Origin of the sequence: Hymenobacter bucti, from assembly GCF_042681145.1 — a bacterium.
GTDB lineage: Bacteria > Bacteroidota > Bacteroidia > Cytophagales > Hymenobacteraceae > Hymenobacter > Hymenobacter bucti.
In genome coordinates this window covers 916,297-939,304 of record NZ_JBHUFD010000001.1, presented here as the reverse complement: position 1 = coordinate 939,304, position 23,008 = coordinate 916,297, and the positions used below count along the sequence as shown (strand labels likewise).

General features: G+C 59.3%; 19 protein-coding genes. 6 read left to right on the top strand and 13 right to left on the bottom strand.

Annotated elements, in window-relative coordinates; genetic code table 11:
- Window positions 1-15: 15 nt before the first annotated feature.
- Window positions 16-621, bottom strand: coding sequence for a hypothetical protein (locus ACFSDX_RS03870; protein ID WP_382311864.1), 606 nt, complete (start codon window positions 619-621; stop codon window positions 16-18).
- A gap of 199 nt (window positions 622-820) precedes the next feature.
- Here ACFSDX_RS03870 and ACFSDX_RS03865 point away from each other — a divergent pair, with 199 nt between their 5' ends.
- Window positions 821-1,600 (top strand): class I SAM-dependent methyltransferase, encoded by a 780-nt coding sequence (locus ACFSDX_RS03865; RefSeq protein ID WP_382311863.1) that lies wholly within the window; start codon window positions 821-823, stop codon window positions 1,598-1,600.
- A gap of 120 nt (window positions 1,601-1,720) precedes the next feature.
- On the opposite strand, the gene ACFSDX_RS03860 is transcribed toward ACFSDX_RS03865, so the two are convergent.
- Together ACFSDX_RS03860 and ACFSDX_RS03855 are read right to left on the bottom strand one after the other, a co-directional pair.
- On the bottom strand, window positions 1,721-3,010 hold the full coding sequence (locus ACFSDX_RS03860) for an aminopeptidase P N-terminal domain-containing protein (RefSeq protein WP_382311862.1): 1,290 nt from the start codon (window positions 3,008-3,010) through the stop codon (window positions 1,721-1,723).
- Window positions 3,011-3,170: 160 nt separating this feature from the next.
- Window positions 3,171-4,238 carry a fatty acid desaturase family protein gene (locus tag ACFSDX_RS03855; protein WP_382311861.1) on the bottom strand — a complete coding sequence of 356 codons (1,068 nt, stop codon included), beginning with the start codon at window positions 4,236-4,238 and terminating at the stop codon, window positions 3,171-3,173.
- Between the two features lie 303 nt (window positions 4,239-4,541).
- On the opposite strand from ACFSDX_RS03855, the gene dnaE reads away from it, so the two are divergent.
- From dnaE to ACFSDX_RS03840, 3 genes are all read left to right on the top strand, one after another.
- Entirely contained in the window at window positions 4,542-8,273 is a 3,732-nt protein-coding gene (dnaE, locus tag ACFSDX_RS03850; protein WP_382311860.1) for a DNA polymerase III subunit alpha, read from the top strand.
- Between the two features lie 189 nt (window positions 8,274-8,462).
- Entirely contained in the window at window positions 8,463-8,792 is a 330-nt protein-coding gene (gene trxA, locus ACFSDX_RS03845) for a thioredoxin (RefSeq protein ID WP_305018867.1), read from the top strand.
- 239 nt (window positions 8,793-9,031) lie between these two features.
- Window positions 9,032-9,388 (top strand): hypothetical protein, encoded by a 357-nt coding sequence (locus ACFSDX_RS03840; RefSeq protein WP_382311859.1) that lies wholly within the window; start codon window positions 9,032-9,034, stop codon window positions 9,386-9,388.
- Between the two features lie 147 nt (window positions 9,389-9,535).
- Here the strand turns inward: ACFSDX_RS03840 and ACFSDX_RS03835 are convergent, their stop codons facing one another.
- A complete protein-coding gene (locus ACFSDX_RS03835; RefSeq protein WP_382311858.1) occupies window positions 9,536-10,024 on the bottom strand; it encodes an Lrp/AsnC family transcriptional regulator in 489 nt (162 codons plus the stop codon).
- A gap of 474 nt (window positions 10,025-10,498) precedes the next feature.
- On the opposite strand from ACFSDX_RS03835, the gene ACFSDX_RS03830 reads away from it, so the two are divergent.
- Complete coding sequence (locus ACFSDX_RS03830; protein WP_382311857.1) at window positions 10,499-11,824, top strand: hemolysin family protein; 1,326 nt, start codon at window positions 10,499-10,501, stop codon at window positions 11,822-11,824.
- A gap of 21 nt (window positions 11,825-11,845) precedes the next feature.
- Here ACFSDX_RS03830 and ACFSDX_RS03825 read toward each other — a convergent pair whose 3' ends face one another.
- The 8 genes from ACFSDX_RS03825 to accD form a co-directional block, all read right to left on the bottom strand.
- Window positions 11,846-12,532 carry an NINE protein gene (locus tag ACFSDX_RS03825; RefSeq protein WP_382311856.1) on the bottom strand — a complete coding sequence of 229 codons (687 nt, stop codon included), beginning with the start codon at window positions 12,530-12,532 and terminating at the stop codon, window positions 11,846-11,848.
- 202 nt (window positions 12,533-12,734) lie between these two features.
- Entirely contained in the window at window positions 12,735-13,244 is a 510-nt protein-coding gene (locus ACFSDX_RS03820; protein ID WP_382311855.1) for a gamma carbonic anhydrase family protein, read from the bottom strand.
- Between the two features lie 75 nt (window positions 13,245-13,319).
- Entirely contained in the window at window positions 13,320-14,303 is a 984-nt protein-coding gene (locus tag ACFSDX_RS03815; protein ID WP_382311854.1) for a radical SAM protein, read from the bottom strand.
- A gap of 157 nt (window positions 14,304-14,460) precedes the next feature.
- Window positions 14,461-15,225, bottom strand: coding sequence for an endonuclease III domain-containing protein (locus ACFSDX_RS03810; RefSeq protein WP_382311853.1), 765 nt, complete (start codon window positions 15,223-15,225; stop codon window positions 14,461-14,463).
- A 209-nt stretch (window positions 15,226-15,434) separates the two neighbouring features.
- Complete coding sequence (locus tag ACFSDX_RS03805) at window positions 15,435-16,151, bottom strand: YiaD family glycine zipper/OmpA-like lipoprotein (RefSeq protein ID WP_382311852.1); 717 nt, start codon at window positions 16,149-16,151, stop codon at window positions 15,435-15,437.
- A 203-nt stretch (window positions 16,152-16,354) separates the two neighbouring features.
- The gene (locus tag ACFSDX_RS03800) at window positions 16,355-16,630 is read right to left on the bottom strand and encodes a YMGG-like glycine zipper-containing protein (RefSeq protein ID WP_382311851.1); all 276 of its coding nucleotides are present in this window, start codon (window positions 16,628-16,630) and stop codon (window positions 16,355-16,357) included.
- A gap of 155 nt (window positions 16,631-16,785) precedes the next feature.
- Window positions 16,786-17,481 carry a YiaD family glycine zipper/OmpA-like lipoprotein gene (locus tag ACFSDX_RS03795; protein ID WP_465262254.1) on the bottom strand — a complete coding sequence of 232 codons (696 nt, stop codon included), beginning with the start codon at window positions 17,479-17,481 and terminating at the stop codon, window positions 16,786-16,788.
- Between the two features lie 220 nt (window positions 17,482-17,701).
- Window positions 17,702-18,544 (bottom strand): acetyl-CoA carboxylase, carboxyltransferase subunit beta, encoded by an 843-nt coding sequence (gene accD / locus ACFSDX_RS03790; protein WP_382311849.1) that lies wholly within the window; start codon window positions 18,542-18,544, stop codon window positions 17,702-17,704.
- Window positions 18,545-18,795: 251 nt separating this feature from the next.
- On the opposite strand from accD, the gene ACFSDX_RS03785 reads away from it, so the two are divergent.
- Entirely contained in the window at window positions 18,796-19,809 is a 1,014-nt protein-coding gene (locus ACFSDX_RS03785) for an OmpA family protein (RefSeq protein WP_382311848.1), read from the top strand.
- A 110-nt stretch (window positions 19,810-19,919) separates the two neighbouring features.
- Here ACFSDX_RS03785 and ACFSDX_RS03780 read toward each other — a convergent pair whose 3' ends face one another.
- Window positions 19,920-22,727, bottom strand: a complete 2,808-nt coding sequence (locus tag ACFSDX_RS03780) for a TonB-dependent receptor (RefSeq protein WP_382311847.1) — start codon at window positions 22,725-22,727, stop codon at window positions 19,920-19,922.
- Between the last annotated feature and the right edge of the window lie 281 nt (window positions 22,728-23,008).

Sequence of the window (23,008 nt, the reverse complement as noted above, 5' to 3'; positions counted from 1 at the left end):
TATTTCGACTTGGGACTACGCTTGGTCAAGCAGCCATAGCACCAGGAATACGAGGCCGATGATGAGCAAAATGGTACCTAGGATACCAAATATGTTGCTTACGCCGCTGAAAAGCAGCAGAATAATACCAATCAAACCGAAGAGGAGCGCGCTGCGCAGGTTGCCATCGAGGCCACCGCGGGCCGCGCTCGCATCACGCTGTTTGAGCTGCGGCATGTGGCTGGCCAGCTTGTCGAGCTTCTTAGTGATTTTGCGCAGGGCCAGGCGCTGCCCTAGGTTAAGCTTGGGGGCGGCGGCAGCTTTAGTCTGTGGTGCGGCGGCAATAGCCGGGGCCACCGGCGCGGCGGCCGAAGCTACTGGCGCTACCTCTGGCGCGGCTGGAGTCGGCTGCACGGCGAGGGGCGTGGCCGGCGCCGCTTGCGTTGGCGTAATGGATTTCACGGTGGCCGAGGCCTCACCGGCTACGGGCACATAGGGAGCAGCCTGGGCGATGGGCGTGCTGGCGGGTTGGGTAGTAGCGCTCGAAATCGGGGCGTAATCGGCGCGGCCGCAGGCGCCGAGCGAAAAAGCAGTAGCAAGCACGAGCGTAATGCGGCCGAGTGAGAGAGTCAAATTTTTCATACGGTGAAAAAAAGAGAAGAAGGTAAGAAAAGTAGGCCTCCCTACGTTGTAAGAAGTAATTTGGGTGCCTTATCGGGGTATTTGTTATACTTAATGTTGTTATTGCAACATCTCACTACTGTTGCGGCTTCTCTGAACGCCTACTAACCCAGCGCTGTTGGGCAGGCAGTTTGTGACGCTAGACTAGGTACCAAAACGTATGAAAAATACCGTTGTGATGTGGGTGATAGCCAGTACGGCTGCCGCCGGAGCCTGCGCCCAGCTGCCAATCGAGTCCAACGTAGCCTCGCAGGCGTTCGTCCGTTCGGACTTGCCCTCGGGCCAGACAGCCGACTCGGCGGGCTACGAGACCCGCGCCCCGCGTGACCCCAGCGGCATTGGGCGCTACTACCTAGGGCGGCAAATAGCGCACGTGATGGGCCACGAAGGCGCCGACTGGCTCGAGCGCTCCGACCGCCGCGAGGAGGAAGGCACCGACCTGCTGCTGAAGGAGCTGCAACTAAAGCCCACCGACGTAGTGGCCGACCTAGGGGCCGGCACGGGCTTCTTTTCGTTTCGAATGGCGTCCCTCGTGCCCAAGGGCCAAGTGCTGGCCGAGGACATTCAGCCCGAAATGATAGCCGAGCTCACCCAGCGCAAGGCCAGGAACAAGCAGCCCAACGTGCGCCCGATATTGGGCACCACCACCGACCCGCACCTGCCCGCCAGCGGCGTCGATGTAGTGCTGCTAGTGGATGCGTACCACGAGTTTGACCACCCGCGCGAGATGGGTCGCGCCATTCGCAACGCGCTGCGGCCCCGCACCGGCCGCCTGGCCTTGGTAGAGTACCGCGCCGAAGACCCTAAGGTGCCCATCAAGCCCATCCACAAAATGAGCGTGGAGCAGGCTAAAAAGGAAATGAGCGCTATCGGACTGGAGTTTGTGGAAGTGCGCGAAACCCTACCGCAGCAGCACCTGATGCTGTTTCGGCGGCCGTAAAGGCACCTTTAAAACGCTCGTCATGCTGAACGCAGTGAAGCATCTTGCGTGGTGCAGTAACTCCTTATTCTAAAGGTTTACTGCACCACGCAAGATGCTTCACTGCGTTCAGCATGACAATTACCGCTTCATCAGGCGCTCGATGTCCGCTAGCTCCAGCGGAATATCGGCCATCAAATCCTCGTTGCCAGTGGCGGTGAGGAGGAAGTCGTTCTCTAGGCGGATGCCTAGCTTTTCTTCGCGGATGTATATGCCCGGCTCGATGGTGTACACCATGTTCGCCTCGAATTTGCGGTATTTGAAGCCTACATCGTGCACGTCGAGGCCGAGGTAGTGGCTGGTGCCGTGCGGGAAGTACTTTTTGTAGAGTGGCGCGTCGGGGTCCTGGTTCTTCACGTCGCTGGCGTTCAGCAGGTCGAGCTTAATGAGCTCCTGTTCCATCGTATCGCCTACTTCCTTGTGGTAGTCTTCGATGGAATTGCCGACCACTAGGCGGCTTTCGCAGAAGCGGAAGACCCGCAGCACGGCCTCGTATACCTGGCGCTGGCGCGGCGAAAACGTGCCATTGACCGGGATGCTGCGCGTGAGGTCGGCGGCGTAGTTGGCGTATTCGGCGCCGAAGTCCATCAGCAGCACGTCGCCGTCCTGGCACTGGCGGTCGTTAGAAATATAGTGCAGGATGGTAGCGCTTTCGCCGCTGCCGATGATGCTGGTGTAGGCCGGCCCGCGCGAGCCCGAGCGCACAAATTCGTGCAAAATCTCGGCCTCCACCTCAAACTCCCACACACCGGGCTGCACGAAGCCGAGCAGGCGGCGGAAGGCGTTACCGGTAATCTCGCAGGCGCGGCGCATCAGCCGAATTTCCTCGGGGCTCTTGATGGCGCGCAGCTGGTGCGTGAGCCGGGCGGCGCGGCGGTACTGGTGCAGCGGGTAGCGGCGCTGCAAGTCCTTAATAAAGCGGGCGTCGCGGGTTTCGACGGCCACCACCGAGCGAATGTGCTCGTTAGTATTCAGGTACACGTACTCGGCCTCGTTCATGAGGGCCGGCAGCACCGTATCAAATTGGTCAAGCCACATGATGGTCGGGATGCCCGACACCTGCTTGGCTTCTTCTTTGGTCAGCTTGTAGCCTTCCCAGACCAGAATCAGCTCCGACGTTTCGCGCACGAACAAGATTTCGCGGTACTTGGGCAGCGTGGCGTCGGGGCAAATGACGAGGATAGTTTCCTCCTGGTCGACGCCGCTCAGGTAAAACAAATCGGTATTCTGCTTCAGCGCCAGCGTACCGTCGGCGTTGGTGGGCAGAATATCGTTGGCATTAAAGATGGCCAGCGACTGCGGCGGCAGCAGCTCGCGGAAGCGGCGGCGATTTTCAATAAACAGCTCGGGGGCGATGGGTCCGTAGCGCATGGGCGATAAGGTTGAGATTAGAGGCGCAAGTTAGCGGTGGGCCGGCGGGCGGGCTTTTTTGCCGACCTAGGACCATTGCCAAATGACTGTGCCATCTCAACCACCACGCAGCGCATTCTGCGCACCTAGGAGCGGCGCCCCTGCTCCAATTCTCTTCTCCCTACGCCAGCTGTGGCACCAGCACCGGCAGCGTAATGCGCCGGGTGCGCGACCGCAGAAAGGCTATTACCGATGCCTTGTCGCGAGGGGCGCCATCGAGCAGCACAAAGTGGCGGGCCAGCAGGTCGTAGCGCTTGGCCATAAGGTAGAAAAAGATGTGCAGAAAGTGGATGCCATCAAATACAATGGCTTTTTGCTCGATATACTCGCCTAGGTGCTGCCGAAAATGCGTGGGGTGGTCGGTCCAGTGCAAGGCCGGCTTAAGGTGGTGGCTGATGTGGTAGCCATCGTTCCAACACTTGTGGTTGTAGGCGGTGTTGATGCACGTCACGCTGTTAGTATAGCAGTTGTCGGGCGTGCGGGGGTCAATAAAAGCGTGCTGCGCCCAGTTGCCAATCATCATGATGATGCGCGAGAGCACGAACGGCACCACGAACACAACCAGCGTGGCTGGCAGGTTGACAAGGGCCAGTATTAGCGTGCCACCTAGGTAGATAGCTTCGCCGCGCAGCAGCCGGAAGCGCAGCGTGGGCTTGTTGCGCCGCGCGAAGTAGCTGGCCAGGTTTACTACGCCCAGCACCAAAAAATCGCCTAGGTAATGCAGAAAACCTAGGGCCGAATCCCGCTGATATAGCATGGTCGAGCTTTCATCATCGGGCATATTATTTTCCGCGTGGTGCATGCCCATGTGATGCACGAAGTACGACTCCGGCGTTTGGCCAAACAGCGGCCCCAGCACCCACGGAATGTAGTTATTGAGCCAGCCGTATTTTTTCTTAAACAGCATCCGGTGACAGGTGCAGTGTAGCATCAGCCCAAACGGCCCTTTGAAACGGGCGTTGCTAAAAAAGAAAAACAACCCGAACGTGGCCCACCACCACGGCCCACGCAGCGCGGGCACGAACAGAATAACCGCCAGCGGCAGCATCGTGGCCGTAATCTTCAAAATGAGGTGGGCAAAAGGCAGGTCGCGCGGGTCTTGCAGATAGCACAGCAGCCCCGCATCGAGGCGAGAGTGCGCCGCCGGCCGGGCGTAGCCGGGGTCGGTGCTGGTAGTCAGTGCTTTCATGGGGAGCTTCGGTGGGTGAGCGCAGCCCGACCCGGCCGGCGACTCATTAGCAGTCCCCGGCACAAAGCGGAAACCCAGACAGAAGCAAGCTCGGCGGCGGCGAAAGAGAGCTGGACGCAGCCCCGAGCGGTGGGCCAACTGTGGCCCGTGTGCGCAGGTAACCGCAGTTGCCGCCCGGCGGTTCGGCCAATTGTGGGTAGTGGCTCATTTTCAGTATTTACCGAAAAAGCGGGATAAATACGTACTTTTTAACCCCGGCCGGGCGGTTGTATCTTTACCATACCACCGCCTACCCCCTGCCCGATGCCCACGTTTTCGCACCTGCACTCCCACACCCAGTACTCCTTGCTCGATGGCCAGTCGAGCATCAGCGGGCTCATGAAAAAGGCGCAGGCCGACGGGATGCCCGCCGTGGCCCTTACCGACCACGGCAACATGTTCGGGGCGTTCAACTTCGTGGCGGAGGCTAACAAATACAATGTCAAGCCGATAATCGGCTCCGAGTTTTACATGGTGGCCGACCGCCACAAGAAAACCTTCCTGCGCGAGAAGGGCGAAAAGGACAACCGCTACCACCAGCTACTGCTGGCCAAGGACCAGGCTGGCTACCACAACCTGGCTAAGCTCAGCTCGATGAGCTTCATCGAAGGCGTGTACTCCAAGTTCCCGCGCATCGACAAAGAGCTGATTCTGAAGTATCACGAGGGGCTGATTGCGACTAGCTGCTGCATCGGGGCCGAGATTCCGCAGGCCATTCTTTTTGAAGGCGAAAAGAAGGCTGAGGAGCTGCTGAAGTGGTGGCTCGACGTGTTTGGCGACGACTACTACATCGAGATTCAGCGCCATGGGCTCATGAACTTCGACGGCACCGGCAAAAGCCAGGAGGACGTAAACCAGGTGCTCCTAGGTCTGGCGAAGAAGTACAACGTCAAGGTTATCTGCACCAACGACTCGCACTACGTCAATCAGGACGACTACGCCCCCCACGACCTGCTACTGTGCGTGAACACGGCCGAGGAGCGCGCCATTCCGGTGGGCGACTTCGAGACGAACTACTACACCATCATGACGGGCCTGCCCGGCAGCGCCGAGCAGCGTGTGCACTATGGCCTGCTGGAGGACTTGCGCAAAACCCACGGCAGCGACGACAACGCCCGCCGGATGCTCTCGCGCATCGACGAAGAGATTCAGAAGCCGCCGAAGCAGCGCCGCCGCCGCTTCGGCTTCGCCAACGACCAGTTCTTCTTCAAGACCCAGGAGCAGATGAATACGCTGTTCCACGACGTGCCGGAGAGTGTGGATAACACCAACGAAATTGTGGATAAGGTGACGCCGCCCAAGCTGGCGCGCGATATCCTGCTCCCCAACTTCCCGTTGCCGCCCCAGTTCGCTACCGCCGACGCCTTTTTGCGCGAGCTGACCTACGTGGGCGCCTTCGGGGCTAGCGCGGGCAACGGCACCGTGACGATGACCAAGCCGCCGCGCTACTCCGAGCGCACCCCCGAAATCGAGGAGCGGTTGGACTACGAACTGCGCATCATCCAAACGATGGGCTTTGCGGGCTACTTTCTTATTACGCAGGATTTTATCAACCACGGCCGCTCTGTAGGCGTGGCCGTGGGGCCGGGCCGGGGCTCGGCGGCGGGCTCGGCGGTGGCGTATTGCGTAGGCATCACCAACATCGACCCCATTAAGTACTCGCTGCTGTTCGAGCGCTTTCTGAACCCAGAGCGCGTGTCGATGCCCGATATCGACATTGACTTTGACGACGTGAACCGCCAGAAAGTCATCGACTACGTGGTGGGTAAGTACGGCAAAACGCAGGTGGCCCAGATTATCACCTTCGGCACGATGGCCGCCAAGTCGAGCATCAAGGACGTAGCGCGCGCCATGGAACTACCGCTGCCGGCCGCCAACGAGATTGCCAAGCTCGTGCCCGAAAAGCCCGGCACCACCTTGGCCGGCGCCTTCCGCGACGTGCCCGAGCTGCAAGCCCTGCGTGCCGACAAGGGCGACCTAAAGGGCCAGATTCTGGCCCTGGCCGAGCTGCTCGAAGGCTCGGTCCGTAACACCGGCATCCACGCGGCGGGGGTCATCATCGCGCCCGACGACATCACGAAGTACATCCCGGTTTCGACCTCCAAGGACTCGGACCTGCTCGTGACGCAGTTCGACGGCAAGGTGATTGAGAGCGCCGGCATGCTCAAGATGGACTTCCTAGGGCTCAAAACCCTGACCATCATCGTAGATGCCATGAATTTGATTGAGCGCAACCACGGCGTGAAAATCGATATCGACAACATTCCGCTCGACGACGAGAAGACCTACGCGCTCTACCAGCGCGGTGATACCATCGGCACGTTCCAGTTCGAGTCGGAAGGCATGCGCATGTACCTCAAGGACTTGAAACCTACCAACATCGAGGACTTGATTGCGATGAACGCCCTGTACCGGCCCGGCCCGATGCAGTTCATCCCCGACTTCATCAACCGCAAGCACGGCCGCGAGCCGGTCGAATACCCCCACGAGCTGCTCAAACCCATCCTGGAGTACAGCCAGGGCATCATGGTGTACCAGGAGCAGATTATGCAGACGGCCCAGATTCTGGCCGGCTACTCCCTAGGTGGCGCCGACTTGCTACGCCGCGCCATGGGTAAGAAGGACATGAAAAAGATGGCGATGGAGCGCGAGAAGTTCATCAAGGGCGCGGGCGAGCTGCACAAGATTCCGGCGAAAAAGGCCAACGAAGTCTTCGACGTGATGGAGAAGTTTGCGGAGTACGGCTTCAACCGCTCGCACTCAGCGGCTTATTCAGTAGTGGCGTATCAGACTGGTTATCTGAAAGCTAACTACCCCGCCGAGTACATGGCCGCCGTACTCACCAACAACATGGGCGACATCAAGAAGGTGACCTTCTTCATTGAGGAAGCCCGCAAGCAAGGCGTGGCCGTGCTCGGCCCCGATGTGAACGAATCGGAGCAAAAATTCAACGTCCCCCGCACCAACCAGATTCGCTTTGGCCTAGCCGCCGTAAAGGGCGCGGGCGAAGCGGCCGTACTCGAACTGGTGGAAGAGCGCCAAAAAAGCGGTCCGTTCACCGACGTGTTCGACTTTGCCAAGCGCGTGAACCTGCGCGCCGTAAATAAGAAAACCTGGGAAAGTCTGGCCCAAGCCGGCGCTTTCGATAGCTTCGAAAAGTACAACCGCCGCCAGTTTATGGACGCCCCGGCCGGCGACCAGAACCTGATTGAGAAGGCGCTGAAGCTAGGTCAGCAGCACCAGGCAGCCAAAGAATCGGCGCAGCACAGCCTGTTCGGGGCGGGCGCTTTTGGGGCGGTGGCCGCGCCGCTGCCCAAAATAGCCGACATGGAGGAGTGGAGCGCGCCCGAAAAGCTGCGCCGCGAGAAGGAGGTAGTAGGCTTCTACCTTTCGGGCCACCCGCTCGACACCTTCCGCATGGAAATCGACGCCTACTGCACCTGCGCTCTTGATAAAATAGAGCTGCAAAAAGGCAAGGACGTGAACATCGCTGGCTTGCTGTCGGGCGTGGTTTTTCGCACCACCAAGAGCGGCTCACCGATGGCCTCGTTCAACGTGGAAGACTACGATTCGAGCCTCAACCTAGCGCTGTTTCGCGACGACTACACCCGCTTCAGCGCCCTCATCAACCCCCGCAACTACCCGCAGGAGCAGGTACCGCCGATGTTCATCCGGGGCAAGATGGAGCTGCGCTACGGCACCCAGGACCAGTGGGAACTCAAGATAAAAACGATGGAGCCGCTGGCCCAAGTGGCCGAAAAGCTCAGCAAAGGCGTGCGCGTGAAGCTCGACCTGCGCACCGTAACCGGACCTATGATAGACCGCTTGCAGGAAGCCATTGAGCACGCCAAAGGCTCGAAGCGGCTGGAGATTCAATTTGTAGAGCCGCACGAGCGGCTGGCCGTGGACATGTTTTCGCGCCGCTTTCAGATTGAGCCTAAAGCTTTTATCGACAAGATGCGCGAGTTTGAGCTAGACGTGTGCGCGCTGATTTAGGCAGTACCGTGGACCCTGCGGGTCCGCGCGTGGGTGGCAGAAACAAACATACTTACGCGCGGACCCACAGGGTCCACGATACTACCTGAACTTTCCTACCCCCACGCTGTTTTACTCCCACTCCGCTACCTTGCAGCCTTGTCGGCCGTATACGCCGGACGTTTTTTCACTAATTTATTCCTTAGCGTCATGGCGCACAAAGCAATTGAAATAACCGACGCCAACTTCGAGGAGATTATCAACTCGGACAAGCCAGTACTCGTGGACTTTTGGGCCGAATGGTGCGGCCCCTGCCGCATGGTAGGCCCGGTAGTAGAAGAGTTGGCCGGCGAATACGAAGGCAAAGCCATCGTAGGAAAGGTAGATGTTGATGCTAACCCCCAGACTTCGATGAAGTTCGGTATCCGCAGCATCCCGACGCTGCTGGTATTCAAGAACGGCCAGATTGTGGACAAGCAAGTAGGCGCCGTGCCCAAGCACGTACTCGCCCAGAAGCTCGAAGCTCAGGTAACCGCCTAGGTAGCTTAAAAGCTCTTAGTGAAAGCTCCACGCCTTGATTGGCGTGGAGCTTTTTGCTTTTTCAGCAGCTAGCAAGCATTGTGGCGCCTGAGTCAGGCAGTTAGTGAAAGCGGGATGCTGCCTAAGTAATTATCCTCAACAGTAAAGTATATTTTTTGAGAAGAAACCACCTACATTTCGGCACATTTTCTGCCTAGTGCGGTAGTGAGTTTTTCACCCATTCCCTCCCCTTTTCACCCATGAAACGTCTTTCTGGTTTTTTTGCTACCCTGGTGGTAGCCAGCAGCTTTGCTGCCCACGCCCAAACTGCCCCGGCTGCTACCACTATGAGCAGCAGCTCGTCGAAGACAACAACTACTAAAGTGTCGCAGGCCCCAGCTGCCAAAACCACGACCAGAACCGCGACGACCACTAACCCGGCCGGCATGAGTAAGTCATCGACCACCGCCAAAAGCCAGACCAGCACGAGCAAATCGAGCACCATGACCACGCCTTCGGGCATGAGCAAATCGTCGACTACTACCAAGGCCAACACTGCCCCCGGCATGCAGTCGAAGTCTGTTAAGACGACGACCTCTACCAAATCGGTGATGTAATACCCTGCATACGCCACAAAAAAGACCTCCCCGGCATAGCTAGGGAGGTCTTTTTTATGACTATTCGTGTCGGCGCGAGCCGGGCAAATGCTCGTGGCTTTTTGTATCCGCCAGGCGGCGCCTAGGTGAGTAATTTTACGCCTAAGCTCACCCAGCCACGGGTTGGGCCGCTTCCTCTAGCTGCACCGAGCGGTTAAATACTTCTTCCAGCGAAATCAGGGTTTCGGTGCGTTCCACGCCTTCTATCTGCTGCACCTGGTCGTGCAACACATTACGTAGGTGCTGGGTATCGCGGCAAGCTAGGCGGGCAAATAAGTTGTAGCTGCCGGTGGTGAAGTGCAAACTGGTTACCTCCGGAATGCCGCGCAGCTGCTTAATAACGCTATCGCAAAAAGAGCTTTTGAGCAGAAAAATCCCGAGGAAGGCTTGAATACCGTAGCCTACTTTTTGCAAATCGAGGTCGAGCGTTGCTCCGCGCACCACGCCCATTTCTTCTAGCCGCGTCATCCGCACGTGGATGGTGCCACCCGATACGTGCAGTTGGCGCGCAATCTCGGAGTAGGGCAATTTAGCGTCGCGCACGAGTAGGTTCAGGATGCGACGGTCGGTATCGTCTAATTCGTTGGTGCGTGACATATAAGGAATAAGGAGTCGAAGATAATAAAAGTTTCAATATTATACCGACTTTTATGTAAAATGAATAATTTTTAACCTTTTTTTAGATACAATTTGCAAAGTCATAATTTGGTAACCTATCTTTGCATCAGCAAACGCAAGCGGCGTGGCTACTCCAAACCTTGTAGTGTGGTGAAATTGGCAGACACGCCCTCCTATCTCGGGGGTGAAGAGTAATGGGATAAATTGCACGCTTCTCGGAGCCGCGACTAACCACTTCGTGGAGGTTCAAGTCCTTCCGCTACAGCAACTTACAAAAAAGGCGCCTTCTCATCAGAAGGCGCCTTTTTTGTTTAACAAACGGGGCTGCCGAGGGTAGATAAATCGCATTTCCGAGCCTAGTAATTACCTCGACGCCAACTCGCTCTCGCAAACGCCGTACTTTTGACCTTATAAAGGCTGCCCGACCGTCTGCGTCTGAGGGAAGCCGACCACATGGGCTTAAAAATACTGCTTACCCTCCTGCTCGTTTTAGTGAACGGGTTTTTTGTCGCCGCCGAGTTCTCGCTCATCCGAGTGCGTTTGTCGCAGCTCGAAATCAAAGCTAAAGAAGGTAGCCGCCTAGCCGTTCAGGCCCTAAGCGTTATCCGGCATCTCTACGACTATTTGTCGGCCACCCAGCTCGGGGTCACCATTGCCTCGCTTATCCTAGGTGCCGTGGGCGAGGAGGTAGCCACCGAACTGATTCTGGGCGGGGTGCATAAGCTTGGCTTCAACTTGCCGGAAGCCACGGCGCACACAATCGCTGTGGTGTCGGGCCTGGTTATCATTACGGTGCTGCACGTGCTGTTTGGTGAGCTATTCCCAAAGGCGCTTGCCATTCAGCGCCCCGAATCGGTGAGCTTGGCGCTGGTGCTGCCGCTGCGTGCATTTTACCTGGCTACGCTGCCGCTCAACTGGTTCTTGTCGAAAGCTTCTAATGCTTTGCTGGGTGCGGTAGGCATCAGCAATGTACACGGCAGCGAGGCCCATACTTCCGACGAGCTGCGCCTGCTTCTCGACCAGAGCAAGGAGAGCGGCGAGATTCAAGACTCTGAGCACGAGCTTATTGAGAACGTCTTTCAGTTTAACGACCGCATGGTGCGTCAGATTATGGTGCCCCGCACCAAGCTGGCGGCCCTCGATGTGAACGCTCCCGAGGACAAGCTGCTCGAAAAGATTTTCAGCGAAGGCTACTCGCGCCTACCGGTATACGATGGCCACATCGACAACATCGTGGGCGTACTCAATGTCAAGGACTTGCTGCCCATCGTGCGGCGGGGCGAGGCGATAGAGCTGGCGCGCATTATGCGCCCAGCTTATTTCGTACCTGAGACGAAGAAAATCAACCGCTTGCTGCGCCAGTTTCAGCGTAAGCACATCGTGATGGCCGTCGTGAGCGACGAATTTGGCGGCGTGGCGGGCATCGTCACCATCGAAGATATCATGGAGGAGCTAGTGGGCGAAATCCAGGACGAGTATGACAATGAGGTGCCGGTGGTGGAGAAAATATCGGAGTCGGAGTATCGCGTAGATACGGCTACTCCTATCCCCGATGCCAATGAGTACCTCCCCTACCCCCTGCCCGAAAGCGATGACTACGAGACTGTGGGTGGCCTGCTCAACGTGCTGTATGGCAATATTCCGGAGGTAGGCGACGTGGCCGTGCTGGACCCCTATGAGTTTCGGGTGCTCAGCCGCACCGGCCGCGTGGTGGAGATGGTGCAGCTACGGGTGCTAACGCCCCAGACGCCGACCGACGAAGACCCGTTGGGCGCCTAGTCGGGCCGTAGCTCTTGGTCCCTAGCGGGTTTGAAAAAATCGGGGGTAGTACTCGCCCTCCCTGGGCTTGAGGTCGTTGGTGAGAATGCGTACCGCATCAATAAGCGCAAGCGCGCTAACCACGGACAGCAGGATGGAGCCGATAAGCAGCGCAACCAGATACGCGCCGCCGCCCGAACTGAAGAGGGCCAACAGCAACCCCACTGCCCCCACAAAAAGCAGCAGCCCACCAGCCAGGGTAAGTAGCAGGTAGGCAACGGCCCGCTTGTGATACCCTAGGTAAAATAAATGGCCGCCGAGGCCGCCGAGGAAGAAGGCTAGTAAAAAAGCAATACCCTTGGTGCGGTGATGCAGTGGCTCATCGGGCGGCCCTGGCAGTGGCCGAACCTTAACAATTGTGGGCGATACGGAAGCTACCGCGCCTAGGTGGGGTAATTTCACTAGCCGGGCCATCGGGCTGCGCCTGGCAGCCAGCGCAACGCGTGCTGGCTGGTGGGCCCGCCGGGGGCGTGCGGCTTCCGGGCGCGCAGCGGGCTCCTGGGCCTTGCTGGTGGCCTGCAGGCTATCGGCCAGCGGGGCGGGGGTGGGCGCTTGGTAGGGGGTAGCGGCCAAGGGCTGAAATTGATACGCGGCTCGCTGGCAGCCACCTAGGCTTACGGCCAGCAGCAAGGCCAGTCCCCAACGGCAACCAGTAGAAAGAAAAAACATGCGAGAGTGGCAAGGTGAAAAGGCACCGGCAAAGCACTCACTTTCCCAGGCACTTACCAAAGGCAAATGCAGTGAGCTTAGACTTTACTACAGCCCATATATCTAGCCTCAAAGCCACTCCAGCGCAGTTGAGACAAGATGTTGTCAAAGAAGTTGGGACTTTACCTGCTACCGCATTGGCTCATTCCTCGCCGCCTACCCCTCAAAACCAGCTGGCATACAGCTGGTAATTAGCCGCCGTGCGGCGCAGGCCTTCAGCCTGCGCCTCGCTCACGGGCTTGATTTTTTTGGCGGGCACGCCGGCGTAGAGGTAGCCGGGCTCGCACACAGTATTCTCCAGCACCACGGCGCCGGCCGCAATGAGGCAGCCGCGGCCCACCACGGCATGGTCCATCACGATGGCGCCCATGCCAATGAGCACGTCATCCTCAATGGTACAGCCGTGCACCAGCGCCCGGTGGCCGATGCTCACCCGCGAGCCAATAGTGAGCGCTGCCTTTTCGTAGGTGCAGTGCAGCACGGCCCCATCCTGAATATTGGTTTCGTCGCCAATGCGAATGCTGTTGACATCGCCCCGAATCACAGCCGTGAACCATACCGTGCACCCCCGGCCCAGCACCACATCGCCCACAATGGTCGCATTATCGGCCAAAAAGCAGTCGGGCCCCAGGGTAGGCATAATACCGTGGACGGGCAGCAGAAGCGCGGGCATAGCGAAGCAAATAAGGTGGAATTGCCAAATGTAGGGCGGCTTCCGCTTCCGAGCCTGACCGGCTACCGGAGGTACCTAGGCGCGCAGCAGTCGCTTCCAGGTACCTTTTTCCCAGTTGTATTTCAAGGTGCTGGGCAGCGCCTCCCAGAAGTATTTGCTGGTTTCAACTGCAAAGCTGGGCTGCATGTAGCAGTTGATGGTGCAGCCCTCGCACTGCGGCAGGCGGCCTTCGAGAGCGGCCAGGCGCTGTGTTTCGGGGGCGTTGTATAGGTCAAACAGCCGGCCGCCGATGGGGAATTTTTGCTCGCCCAGGTGGTAGCAGGGCAGCACCAGCTCATTGCTGGGCGAGATGACCAGCGTGGTGCTGGCGGCCCGGCACACGGGCGCGGCCACGTGGTTGCCCCCGTCGCGCCGCAGCGCGATGAAGCCCTCGTTGAGGTACACGCCTTTCTTTTTGCCGAAGGCCGAAAGGTAGCTTAACTCCTCATCCGTCAGCTGCTCGCCGGTTTCAACCTCGCCATACTCAAAAGCCGGGTTGATGATGAGCACCAAACCATTAGGCTGCGTAATATTGCGGTACACCGCCTCCAGGTCAGCCAGGTTTTTGCGGAAGACGGTGAAGAGAATATCGGGCCGCTCGCCCAGCTCCTTGGCTACCCGAATACTTTCGAGCACGAAGTCGTAGCAGGCCACGCCGCGCCCTAGGTCGTGGGTGGCGCGGTCGGCCGAGTCGAGCGAGAAATGAAGCATATCGACCAACCCGCGCAGCTTTTCGGCATTCTTGGGGTAGAGCAGGCCGTTGGTAGTAACGGTGGTGATGAACCCCAGCTGCCGGGCCAGCGCCAAAAACTCGGGTAGCTGCCGGTGCAGCAGCGGCTCACCCCCCGTAAAGTCTATCACCTTTACCCCTAGGCGCTTGAGGTCGCGCAAATTTTGCTCTACGTCGGCCAGCGTGATGTAGGGCGACGGCTTTTCCCAGATGTCACAAAACGAACACTTCGCGTTGCAGCGGTACGTGACGTAGTAGTTGCAGAGGACCGGGTGGCGAACGAGGCGCATGTTTTTTTGGCTATTAGCTGCTGGCTAGTAGCTAGTAGCTCTTTATCCGGCGCCTCATTACGCGGCAGCCTACTTAGCTAAGCTAACAGCTGACACCCGAAGATAGCTTATTCGAAAAAAAGCCAACCGCCAGCAGCCACTAGCTAACCGCCCAAAGTTAGTGCGGCAGCTTACCCCAAGCGGCCGCGTCCCAATGCGTGGGGGTGGCAGCCAGCACCTCCGACGTGGCTTCACCGTAGTGCTCGCGGTAGTAGTCGCAGAAGCCTTTGAGAGGGCAGCGCGGGCAGTTGGGCCGCTGGAAAAAGCAAATCTGCTGGCCGTGCCAGTAGTTGTGCTTATGAAAATTGAATAGCCCCTCGGGGTCGAGCTTGGGGCTGAGCAGGGCCAGCAGCACGGCGTGCGCTTTCTCTACCGATACTTTGGGACCTAGGAAACCCACGCGTTGTGCCACCCGGTGCACGTGCGCATCGACGGGCAGCACGGGCTTACGGAAGTTGAAGAGCAGCACCAAGGAAGCCGTTTTCAGGCCGATGCCGGGCATATCGGTCAGCCAGGCCATACTACGCTCGGTGGGCCAGTCGGCCAGGAAATCGAGCGAAAAGCTGCCGCCCGTTTCGGCTTTGATGCGCCCCAGAATCTCCTGAATGCGCGGTGCCTGCGTGGCCGGCCAGCGCGTGGTACGGATGGCGTGAATCAGGTCGTCGAGCGGGGCTGCCAGCACGCCTTCCCAGTCGCCGAAAGCTTCGAGCATCCGGTCATAGGCCAGCTCCTCATCAGCGTGGGTAGTGCGATGCGAAAGCAACGTGGAAATAAGCTCGCGCATGGGCGTGCGCCGGGCGGCGGTGGGCACCGGCCCAAAAAACTCATTCAGGATGGCATGGTCGGCCAGCGCCTTTTCCACCGCAGATTGTACCAAAGTCATCGCAGATTTAACGGATTTAACAGATTGCGCGGATACGCCTGCTGCGCAGGCTGGCTAGCTTACCTAGCCCACTTCTCTTTACTGCCTGCCCTATGCTAGCTGAGCCAGTACGAAAAAAGGTCGCCCTAGGGCGACCTTTCCTGCACAGAACCCGAAAAAGCAGTCAGCCTGCACAGCAGGCGTATCCGCGCAATCTGTTAAATCTGCGATTATAGTTGGCCTTTTTTGGCGGCTTTCTGCATTTTCTCATTGGCGAAGATGGCTACTTCTACGCGGCGGTTGGCGGCTTTGCCGGCTACGCTCGTGTTGTCGGCCACCGGCTGCGACGAGCCATAGCCCGTAGCCGTGATGCGGCTGGTTTCCACCCCTTTGGTGGTCAGCTCGTTGGCCACGGCCTGCGCCCGGCGCTGGCTTAGGGGCTGGTTGATGGCATCGGAACCCGAGGCGTCGGTGTGGCCGTCGATTACCACGTTGGTGTCGGCGTACTTCTGGAGCGTAGCCGCCAGCTCGTCAATGTTGCCCGCGGCGGCCGGCGTGAGGCTCGACGAGTTGGACGCGAATAGAATGCCCGAGGCAAACGTGATTTTGATGCCCTCACCAACGCGCTCTACTTTGGCGCCTTCAAGGTCGCGGCGCAGCTCGGCAGCTTGCTTATCCATCTTGCGGCCGATGAGCGCGCCGCCCGCACCACCTACTACGGCACCTAGGATGGCGCCCTTGGCCGTACCCGACTTGCCGCCAATTACGCGGCCCAGGATGGCCCCACCCGCCGCGCCGCCCAAGCCGCCGATAATACCACCTTTCACGGTTTTGGTCATGCCCTTGGGCTTATCAGTCGTTACCGTCGAGGATTGGGCCTGGGCAAAATGCCCTACCAGCAGCAACAGCGCCAGCAAGTAGGAGAAAGAAAATCGTAGGGTCTTCATGTAATAGGTGGAAATAAAAAGGGTAAATTGTCCAATTGTGCGGTTATGCGCTGGCAAGTTCGGCACGTTGCAACCACCTTGCCAAATATCCGGCCCGGCCCAACGTTTTTTTGCCGACCAATCGTGTTTTACGCCCCCTAGGGGCATAAAAAAGCCCGGCTGGTGGCCGGGCTTTTTAGCAGTAAGTAAGCCAGTGGGGCGGTTTACTTTTTATTCTTATAATGATAATAGCGGGCTGGGTCTTTCTTTTTGTCCTTGTTGCGGCCGATAAGGCCACCGCCTACTACGCCAGCGGCCGTGCCAATGAGGGCACCTTTGCCACCCCCAACCACGGCGCCCGTTACGGCGCCGGCGCCGCCACCGATGGCAGCACCTTTTGCTTTATTGCTCCAGCCTTTGCGGTCCTGCGCCTGCGCAGCCGAACCAGCTAGTACGATGAGTGTTAATAAAAAAGCGAATATTCTGGCAAACGATTTCATATGAAAGAGAAGGTTTAGAAGAACGGAACGTAGCGAAGCTGCTACTAGCTGGTTTTTAACGAAGCGACTGAGTGGGAGGTTGTGCTTATTACACAAAAAACCTGAGCTATGCGAGCTCAGGTTTTTAATATTGGCTTTCGGAGCCAGTTAGTTGGTTAGAGCGTGCCGTTTTCGGCCGCTTTTTTCATTTTCTCATTGGCGTAAATGGCTACCTCCACGCGGCGGTTGGCCTGCCGGCCTTCGACCGTGGTGTTGTCGGCGATGGGGTCAGTCGAGCCGAGGCCTTTGGTCGTGATGCGGCTGCTAGCTACCTGCTGCGCCGTAAGGCCATTGGCCACGGACTGGGCGCGGCGCTCGCTCAAGGGCTGGTTGATGGCGTCGGTGCCAGTGTTGTCGGTGTGGCCTTCTACCAGCACGTTGGTGTCGGCGTATTTCTGAAGCGTAGCCGCCAGCTTCGACACATCCGACTGGGAAGCCGGCCGCAAATCGCTGCTGTTGGTATCGAACAGAATACCCGAGTCGAACGTGATTTTAATGCCCTCGCCCACGCGCTCTACTTTGGCGTTGGCCATGTCGCGCTGCAGCTCAGCGGCTTGCTTATCCATGCGGCGGCCAATGATAGCGCCCGTGCCGCCACCCACGGCAGCACCTAGGATAGCACCGGCCGCCGTGCCCCGGCCGCCCCCGATGAGGCCACCCACTACGCCGCCCAGTATCGCGCCGCCGCCAGCGCCCAGCAGGCCGCCCTTGTTGGCTTTGGTCATGCCGGTTTTGCGGGCCCCGGTGCCGTTGTTATCAGACAAAGAGCCATCGGAAGCAGGGCGCGTTGAGGCGCATGAGCCGAGCAGCATCACGAAGGCCATTAACATGGCCATAAAGGTCTTGGGAGTAGTCATTAGTAAGGTGTTGGGGAAAAGAAAGATTGATACCCGGGCCTTATACGAAAAAGCCCACCCCGGTTGTCGGGGTAGGCTTTTCAAAGGCTGTGCCAAGTTGGTTCAATGAGTGAAGGAGCGAGTTATGAATGAGTGTTTCTACTGAGGTTCATTCATTCACAACTCCCGCTTTCACTCATTGAACCATCCCTAGGAGGTCGGCGAGGCGCTGCTTGAGCTCGCGGCGGTCCACGATGAAGTCAAGAAAGCCGTGCTCCAGCACAAACTCGGCGCTCTGGAAGCCCTTCGGCAGGTCTTTGCCAATGGTTTCTTTGATAACCCTGGGGCCGGCAAAGCCGATAAGGGCGCCGGGCTCCGCGATATTAAAGTCGCCGAGCATGGCAAAGGAAGCCGTGACGCCGCCCGTGGTGGGGTCGGTAAGCAGGCTCACGTAGGGGATGCCCGCTTCGGCGAGCAACGCCAGCTTGGCCGAGGTCTTGGCCATTTGCATCAGCGAGTAGCCGGCCTCCATCATGCGGGCGCCGCCCGAGCGCGAAATCATAAGGAAGGGCACCCGGTTTTGGCGGGCGTAGTCGATGGCGCGGGCTATTTTTTCGCCCACCACCGAGCCCATCGAGCCCCCGATAAAGCGAAAGTCCATGGCCGCCACCACCAGCGGCTGACCGGCGCTCTGGCCGTGGGCCGTGCGCACGGCGTCTTTGAGGCCGGTGTTTTTTTCGGTCGACTGCACGCGCTGCGGGTAGGCCTTGGTATCGACGAACTTGAGCGGGTCGCCCGAGGTCATGTTGGCATCCAGCTCCTCAAACTGCCCGCCATCGAAGAGCAGCTCGAAGTACGTGACGGCATCGATGCGGTCGTGGTAGCTACAGTTGCCACACACGTGGCTGAGGCGCCGGTGCTCGGCCATCGAGACCACCGTTTTGCACTCGGGGCATTTGTACCAGAGGCCATCGGGGGTCTCTTTCTTTTGCTCGGTAGGGGTAATGATACCCTTTTCCTGTCGCTTGAACCAAGCCATAGATAATGGGGAGAACCTAGGTAGCGGCCGCCCGGCGGCGGGCAGCTAGCAGGTGCGGGTGAGTACGTGTAGAAGCAGTAAAAAACGAATTGGCGGCAACGCCAGGCTACGGGCAAAGGGCAAGGCTGCCAACCACTGGCTGACCCGCGCGCGCCGCGCCGCGCCCAGGGCCAGGGGGCAGAAGGGGAAGCAAAGGTACGGCGGCGGAAATTGCGGTAACTTGGCAGGCAAAACTCATTTTTCTTCCGCTTATGTTTTCTGCGAAATCTACGGCTCGTCGCACGTATCCGCTGGGGCTGGCGCTGCTGGCGGCCACCGCCCTCACGCTGCCGAGCTGCGTAACGGCCAAGCGCTACGATGACCTGCAGGCCCGCCAGCGCAACGAGCAGGAGGCGCGCCTCACCGCCGAGCAGCAAACCCGGCAGCTCAAAGCCGACCTGCAAAAAACGAACGATGCCCTCACCGAATTGCGCACCGACCAGAAGCGCCTCGTAGCCGACTCGACCCAGAACGGCAACGCCCTGCGCCGCACCCGCACCCTCTACAGCCAGCTCACCGAGAGCTACGATAAGCTGCTCAAAAACAGCGACCGCGCCCTCGCCGACCGCAACAACGACTACGGCAAGCTGGCCAAGGACCTCGCCACCCGCGAAGCCGAGCTAGGCACGCTCGACCAAAACCTGCGCAAATCGAAAGCCGACTTAGCCGCCCGCGAAGCCAAGCTGACCGAGCTGACCCAGGCGCTGGCCGAGAAAGACAAAGCCGTGAACGACCTGAAGGCCCGCGTGAGCAACGCCCTGCTCAGCTTCAACTCCAAGGACCTGCAAGTGAAGCTCAAGGATGGCAAAGTGTACGTGTCGCTGTCTGAACAGCTACTCTTCAAGTCGGGCTCGACCAAGGTGGACCCCAAAGGCCAGGAAGCGCTGAAAAAGCTGGCTACCGTGCTCCAAGAGCAGAAAGACGTGAACGTAGTAGTGGAAGGCCACACCGACAACGTACCCATGCGCGGCACCGGCGCCATCACCGACAACTGGGACCTAAGCGCGCTACGTGCCACCGACATCGCCCGCCTGCTCACCAGCAGCGGCGTCGAGCCCAGCCGCATCACGGCGTCGGGCCGCTCGCAGTACGTGCCCGTGGCCGGCAACAGCACGCCCCAGGATAAGGCCCTCAACCGCCGCACCGAGATTATTCTGACGCCCAAGCTCGATGAGCTGTTTCAGATATTAGACAGCAACAGCAGCGGCACTGCGGCCAAGCCCTAGGTAGCTTTGCTGGCCGATTTAAGCCAAAAAGCCCGCTCCACGCAAATGGAACGGGCTTTTTGCTTTGTACTAGCTTAGGACGTTTTTGTACTACCCTAGGCCGTTTCGCGTTAGAGCGAGATGTTCAGGCGCCCGAAGTAATAGGCGCCGCTGAAGCCGAACTGGTTGGCGCTGTAGAGGAAGCGGCCCCGGTTCGAGTTGTCGAGCGAAGAGCTGAAGCTCGTGGTGGGGTCAACCGAGAAGTTATTCGGGTTGTTGCGCGGGTCGACGTAGATTTTGTCGGGGTACACGTCGAACAGGTTGTTCACGCCCAGCGTGAGGCCCACCTGCTTAACCAGCTGCACGTTCACGGTGAAGTCGGTAATCCACTTGGCTGAGAAAGTCTGGTCGAGGTTGGCGCGGGTGGGGTTGGGGTCGGCGGTGCTAATCTCGCCGAAGCGCACCGAGCGGGCTTCTACTCCAAAGCGGCCGATGGTGTAGGAGGCGGCCAGGTTGACTTTGCTGCGCGGGTTGCCGCGCTCAATGCGCGTGCGCTGCGAGCGGTCGAAGAGGCGGTTTTGCAGGTTATCGACGCCCGCCGTTTGGTCGCCATTGATGGTCGAGGACGACGAGTTGAAGCTCGTGACCTCGGTGCCGTTGAAGTTGGCGGCCGCTGTTAGCAGCAGCCGGCCGCTGCCCACGGGCAGGCGCTCGTTGGCCACGATGTCGATGCCCTTGGTGCTGGTGTTGATGGCATTGGCAAAAAACTGCACCTGGCTCACAGCCTGCGTACCCAGGATGTTGTTTACCAGCGGGTTGGCCCGCGTGAAGGCCGACGACAGCACGATGCGGTCCCGAATATCAATCCGGTAGGCATCCACCGTTAGGGTAAACTGCTGCGCGATGGTGGCGGTGAGACCTAGGCTGTAGTTGGTCGATTTTTCCTGCCGCAGTGGCTCCACGCCAAAGCCCCGCTGCGTGGTGTTGGTGTAGTCATTGCGCACGAGGGGGTTGTCGTTGTTCACGGTGAGCACCTGCTGCGGGTTGCCGCTCACAAACTGCGTGCTCACGTTGGTGAAATACCGCTGCTGGAGCGAGGGCGCCCGGAAGCCGTTGCCGACGGAGCCGCGCAGGGCCAGCGCATCAATGATGCTGAAGCGCGCCGCGGCCTGCCCGCTCACGTTGCCGCCAAAGTCGCTGTAGCGCTCGGCCCGGCCCGCCAGGTGCACCAGCAGGCGCGTGCTGATGTCACTTTCCAGGTCGAGGTAGCCCGCCAGGTTGGTGCGGGTGCGGTTGGTGGCGTCCTGCGGCTGGTAGCCGGGGAACACCTGCGAGCCCGCCCCGGCGAAGCCGCCGGTGGGCAGCGCCCGGTTCAGGTTCACGTACGAGGCGTATTCGCCCTGGCCAATCACGTAGTTATCGACCCGAAACTCGCCCCCGGCCGCCACGTTGAGCGTGGCCAGCGGCCCCACGTCGGTGTAGCGGCGCGACAGGCCCAGGTTGGTACTGTTCTGCATGAAGGCCAGCCGGCCCGCGTAGAAGCTGGTGGGGTTGGCCGTGTTGGTGGTGCCCTGAGGCAGCGAGGCGTTGATGGAGTTCTCGACGCCGAAGTTCAGGTTGTTGCGCCCGAAGGTATTGCTCAGGTCAATTGCGTAGTCGCCGAGGGTTTTGCGCACGCCCACCGTGCCCGACTGGTCGGTGATGACGGTGGTGATGAAGGGCAAAAAGCCGTTGGGGAAGATGCTGAGGTCACGCTGAGCGGGCTGATTGGGCAGGCGGTTGAAGCCCGAGCCCCGGCCCGTGCGGTACGACGCGCCGCCGAAGAAGTACACTTCGTAGCCCGCGCCCACTTGGTAGGCCCCGTTGAACATGCCCCCGAAGTTGCGCGAGTCGGACTGCCCCACCCGAATGTCGCGGCGGTCGAAGCCGCGCTGGGTCACCAGCGCATCGTCGGCGGCTTTTAGGTCGCGGCGCGACTGCTCGGTGGTAGCGCTGGCCGGGTAGTTGCCGCCGTTTTCCCCTAGGTAGATGAGTGGCGCGGTGTCAGTAAACGAGCGGTTGGTGTAGCTGCGATTCAGAAACTGACCGCTGAGGTCGAGGTAGCCGCGGTGGTTGAGGTTAATGCCGGTGCTGAAATCGACCTGCTCGGTTTTGCCGTCGCTCTGCGTGGTTTGGCCATACAGGCTGCTGGCGCTGGTGTGCGTCGAATCGTCCTTGAGCTGAATGTTGATAACGCCCGCGATGGCATCGGAGCCGTAGAGCGCCGCCGCGCCATCGCGCAGCACCTCGATGCGCTTGATGCTGGCCGTCGGAATCGTGTTGAGGTCGGTACCTACCGAGCCGCGCCCGATGGTGCCGTTGATGTTGACCAGCGACTGGCTGTAGCGGCGCTTGCCGTTCACGAGCACCAGCACCTGGTCGGGGCCGAGGCCGCGCAGGCTGGCCGGGTCCAGAAAGTCGGTGCCATCCGAAATCGACTGGCGCGACGACTGAAACGAGGGCGCGGCGTAGGTCAGCACCTGGCTCACGTCGGTCTGGGCAAAAGCCTTGATTTCGCGGGACGAAATCACGTCGACCGGGGCCGTGGTCAGCACGTTGGTGCGGCCGATGGCGGCGCGCGAGCCGGTCACTACCACGTCGCCTAGGTCGGTAGCGGAGGCCGCTAGGCGCACCTCCACGCGGGTGCGGCCCTGCACCGGCACCTGCTGCGTAGCAAAGCCAATGGCCGAAATTGTGAGCGTGGCGGTGGGCGCCACCGCCAGCGAATACTCGCCGTTAGCGCCCGTGGCGGTACCGTTGGTGGTGCCGCGCTCTAGCACTGTGGCGCCGGGCTGGGCCTCGCCGGTGGTGCTCAGCACGCGGCCGGTTACGGTTACTTTTTGGGCGTGCGCAGCCAAGGCCACCACGGCAAGCAAGGGCGTAAGTAGAATTTTCTTCATGCAAAAGGGGGTAGAGTATTATTTCTTCTTTAAGAATTGCAGCGGGCAAATTACACCGCTTTTCACCCAACGCAAGCAACTTCAAGAAAAAATCAACTTCGCTTCTGCTGTATGGTTTAGCTAATTTATATCTTATTTAAGGTCAGTTTTATCCGGGCCTTATTTCATCTTTTATACTTAGAAAGCTACTAGGTGAGGCGGCGTGGCCCGCCGGGCGTGGGCCTCCCCCCCTAGCCCACTCTCCTTGGGGAGAGGGGGGACTAGCCCTAGTTCTAGATTTT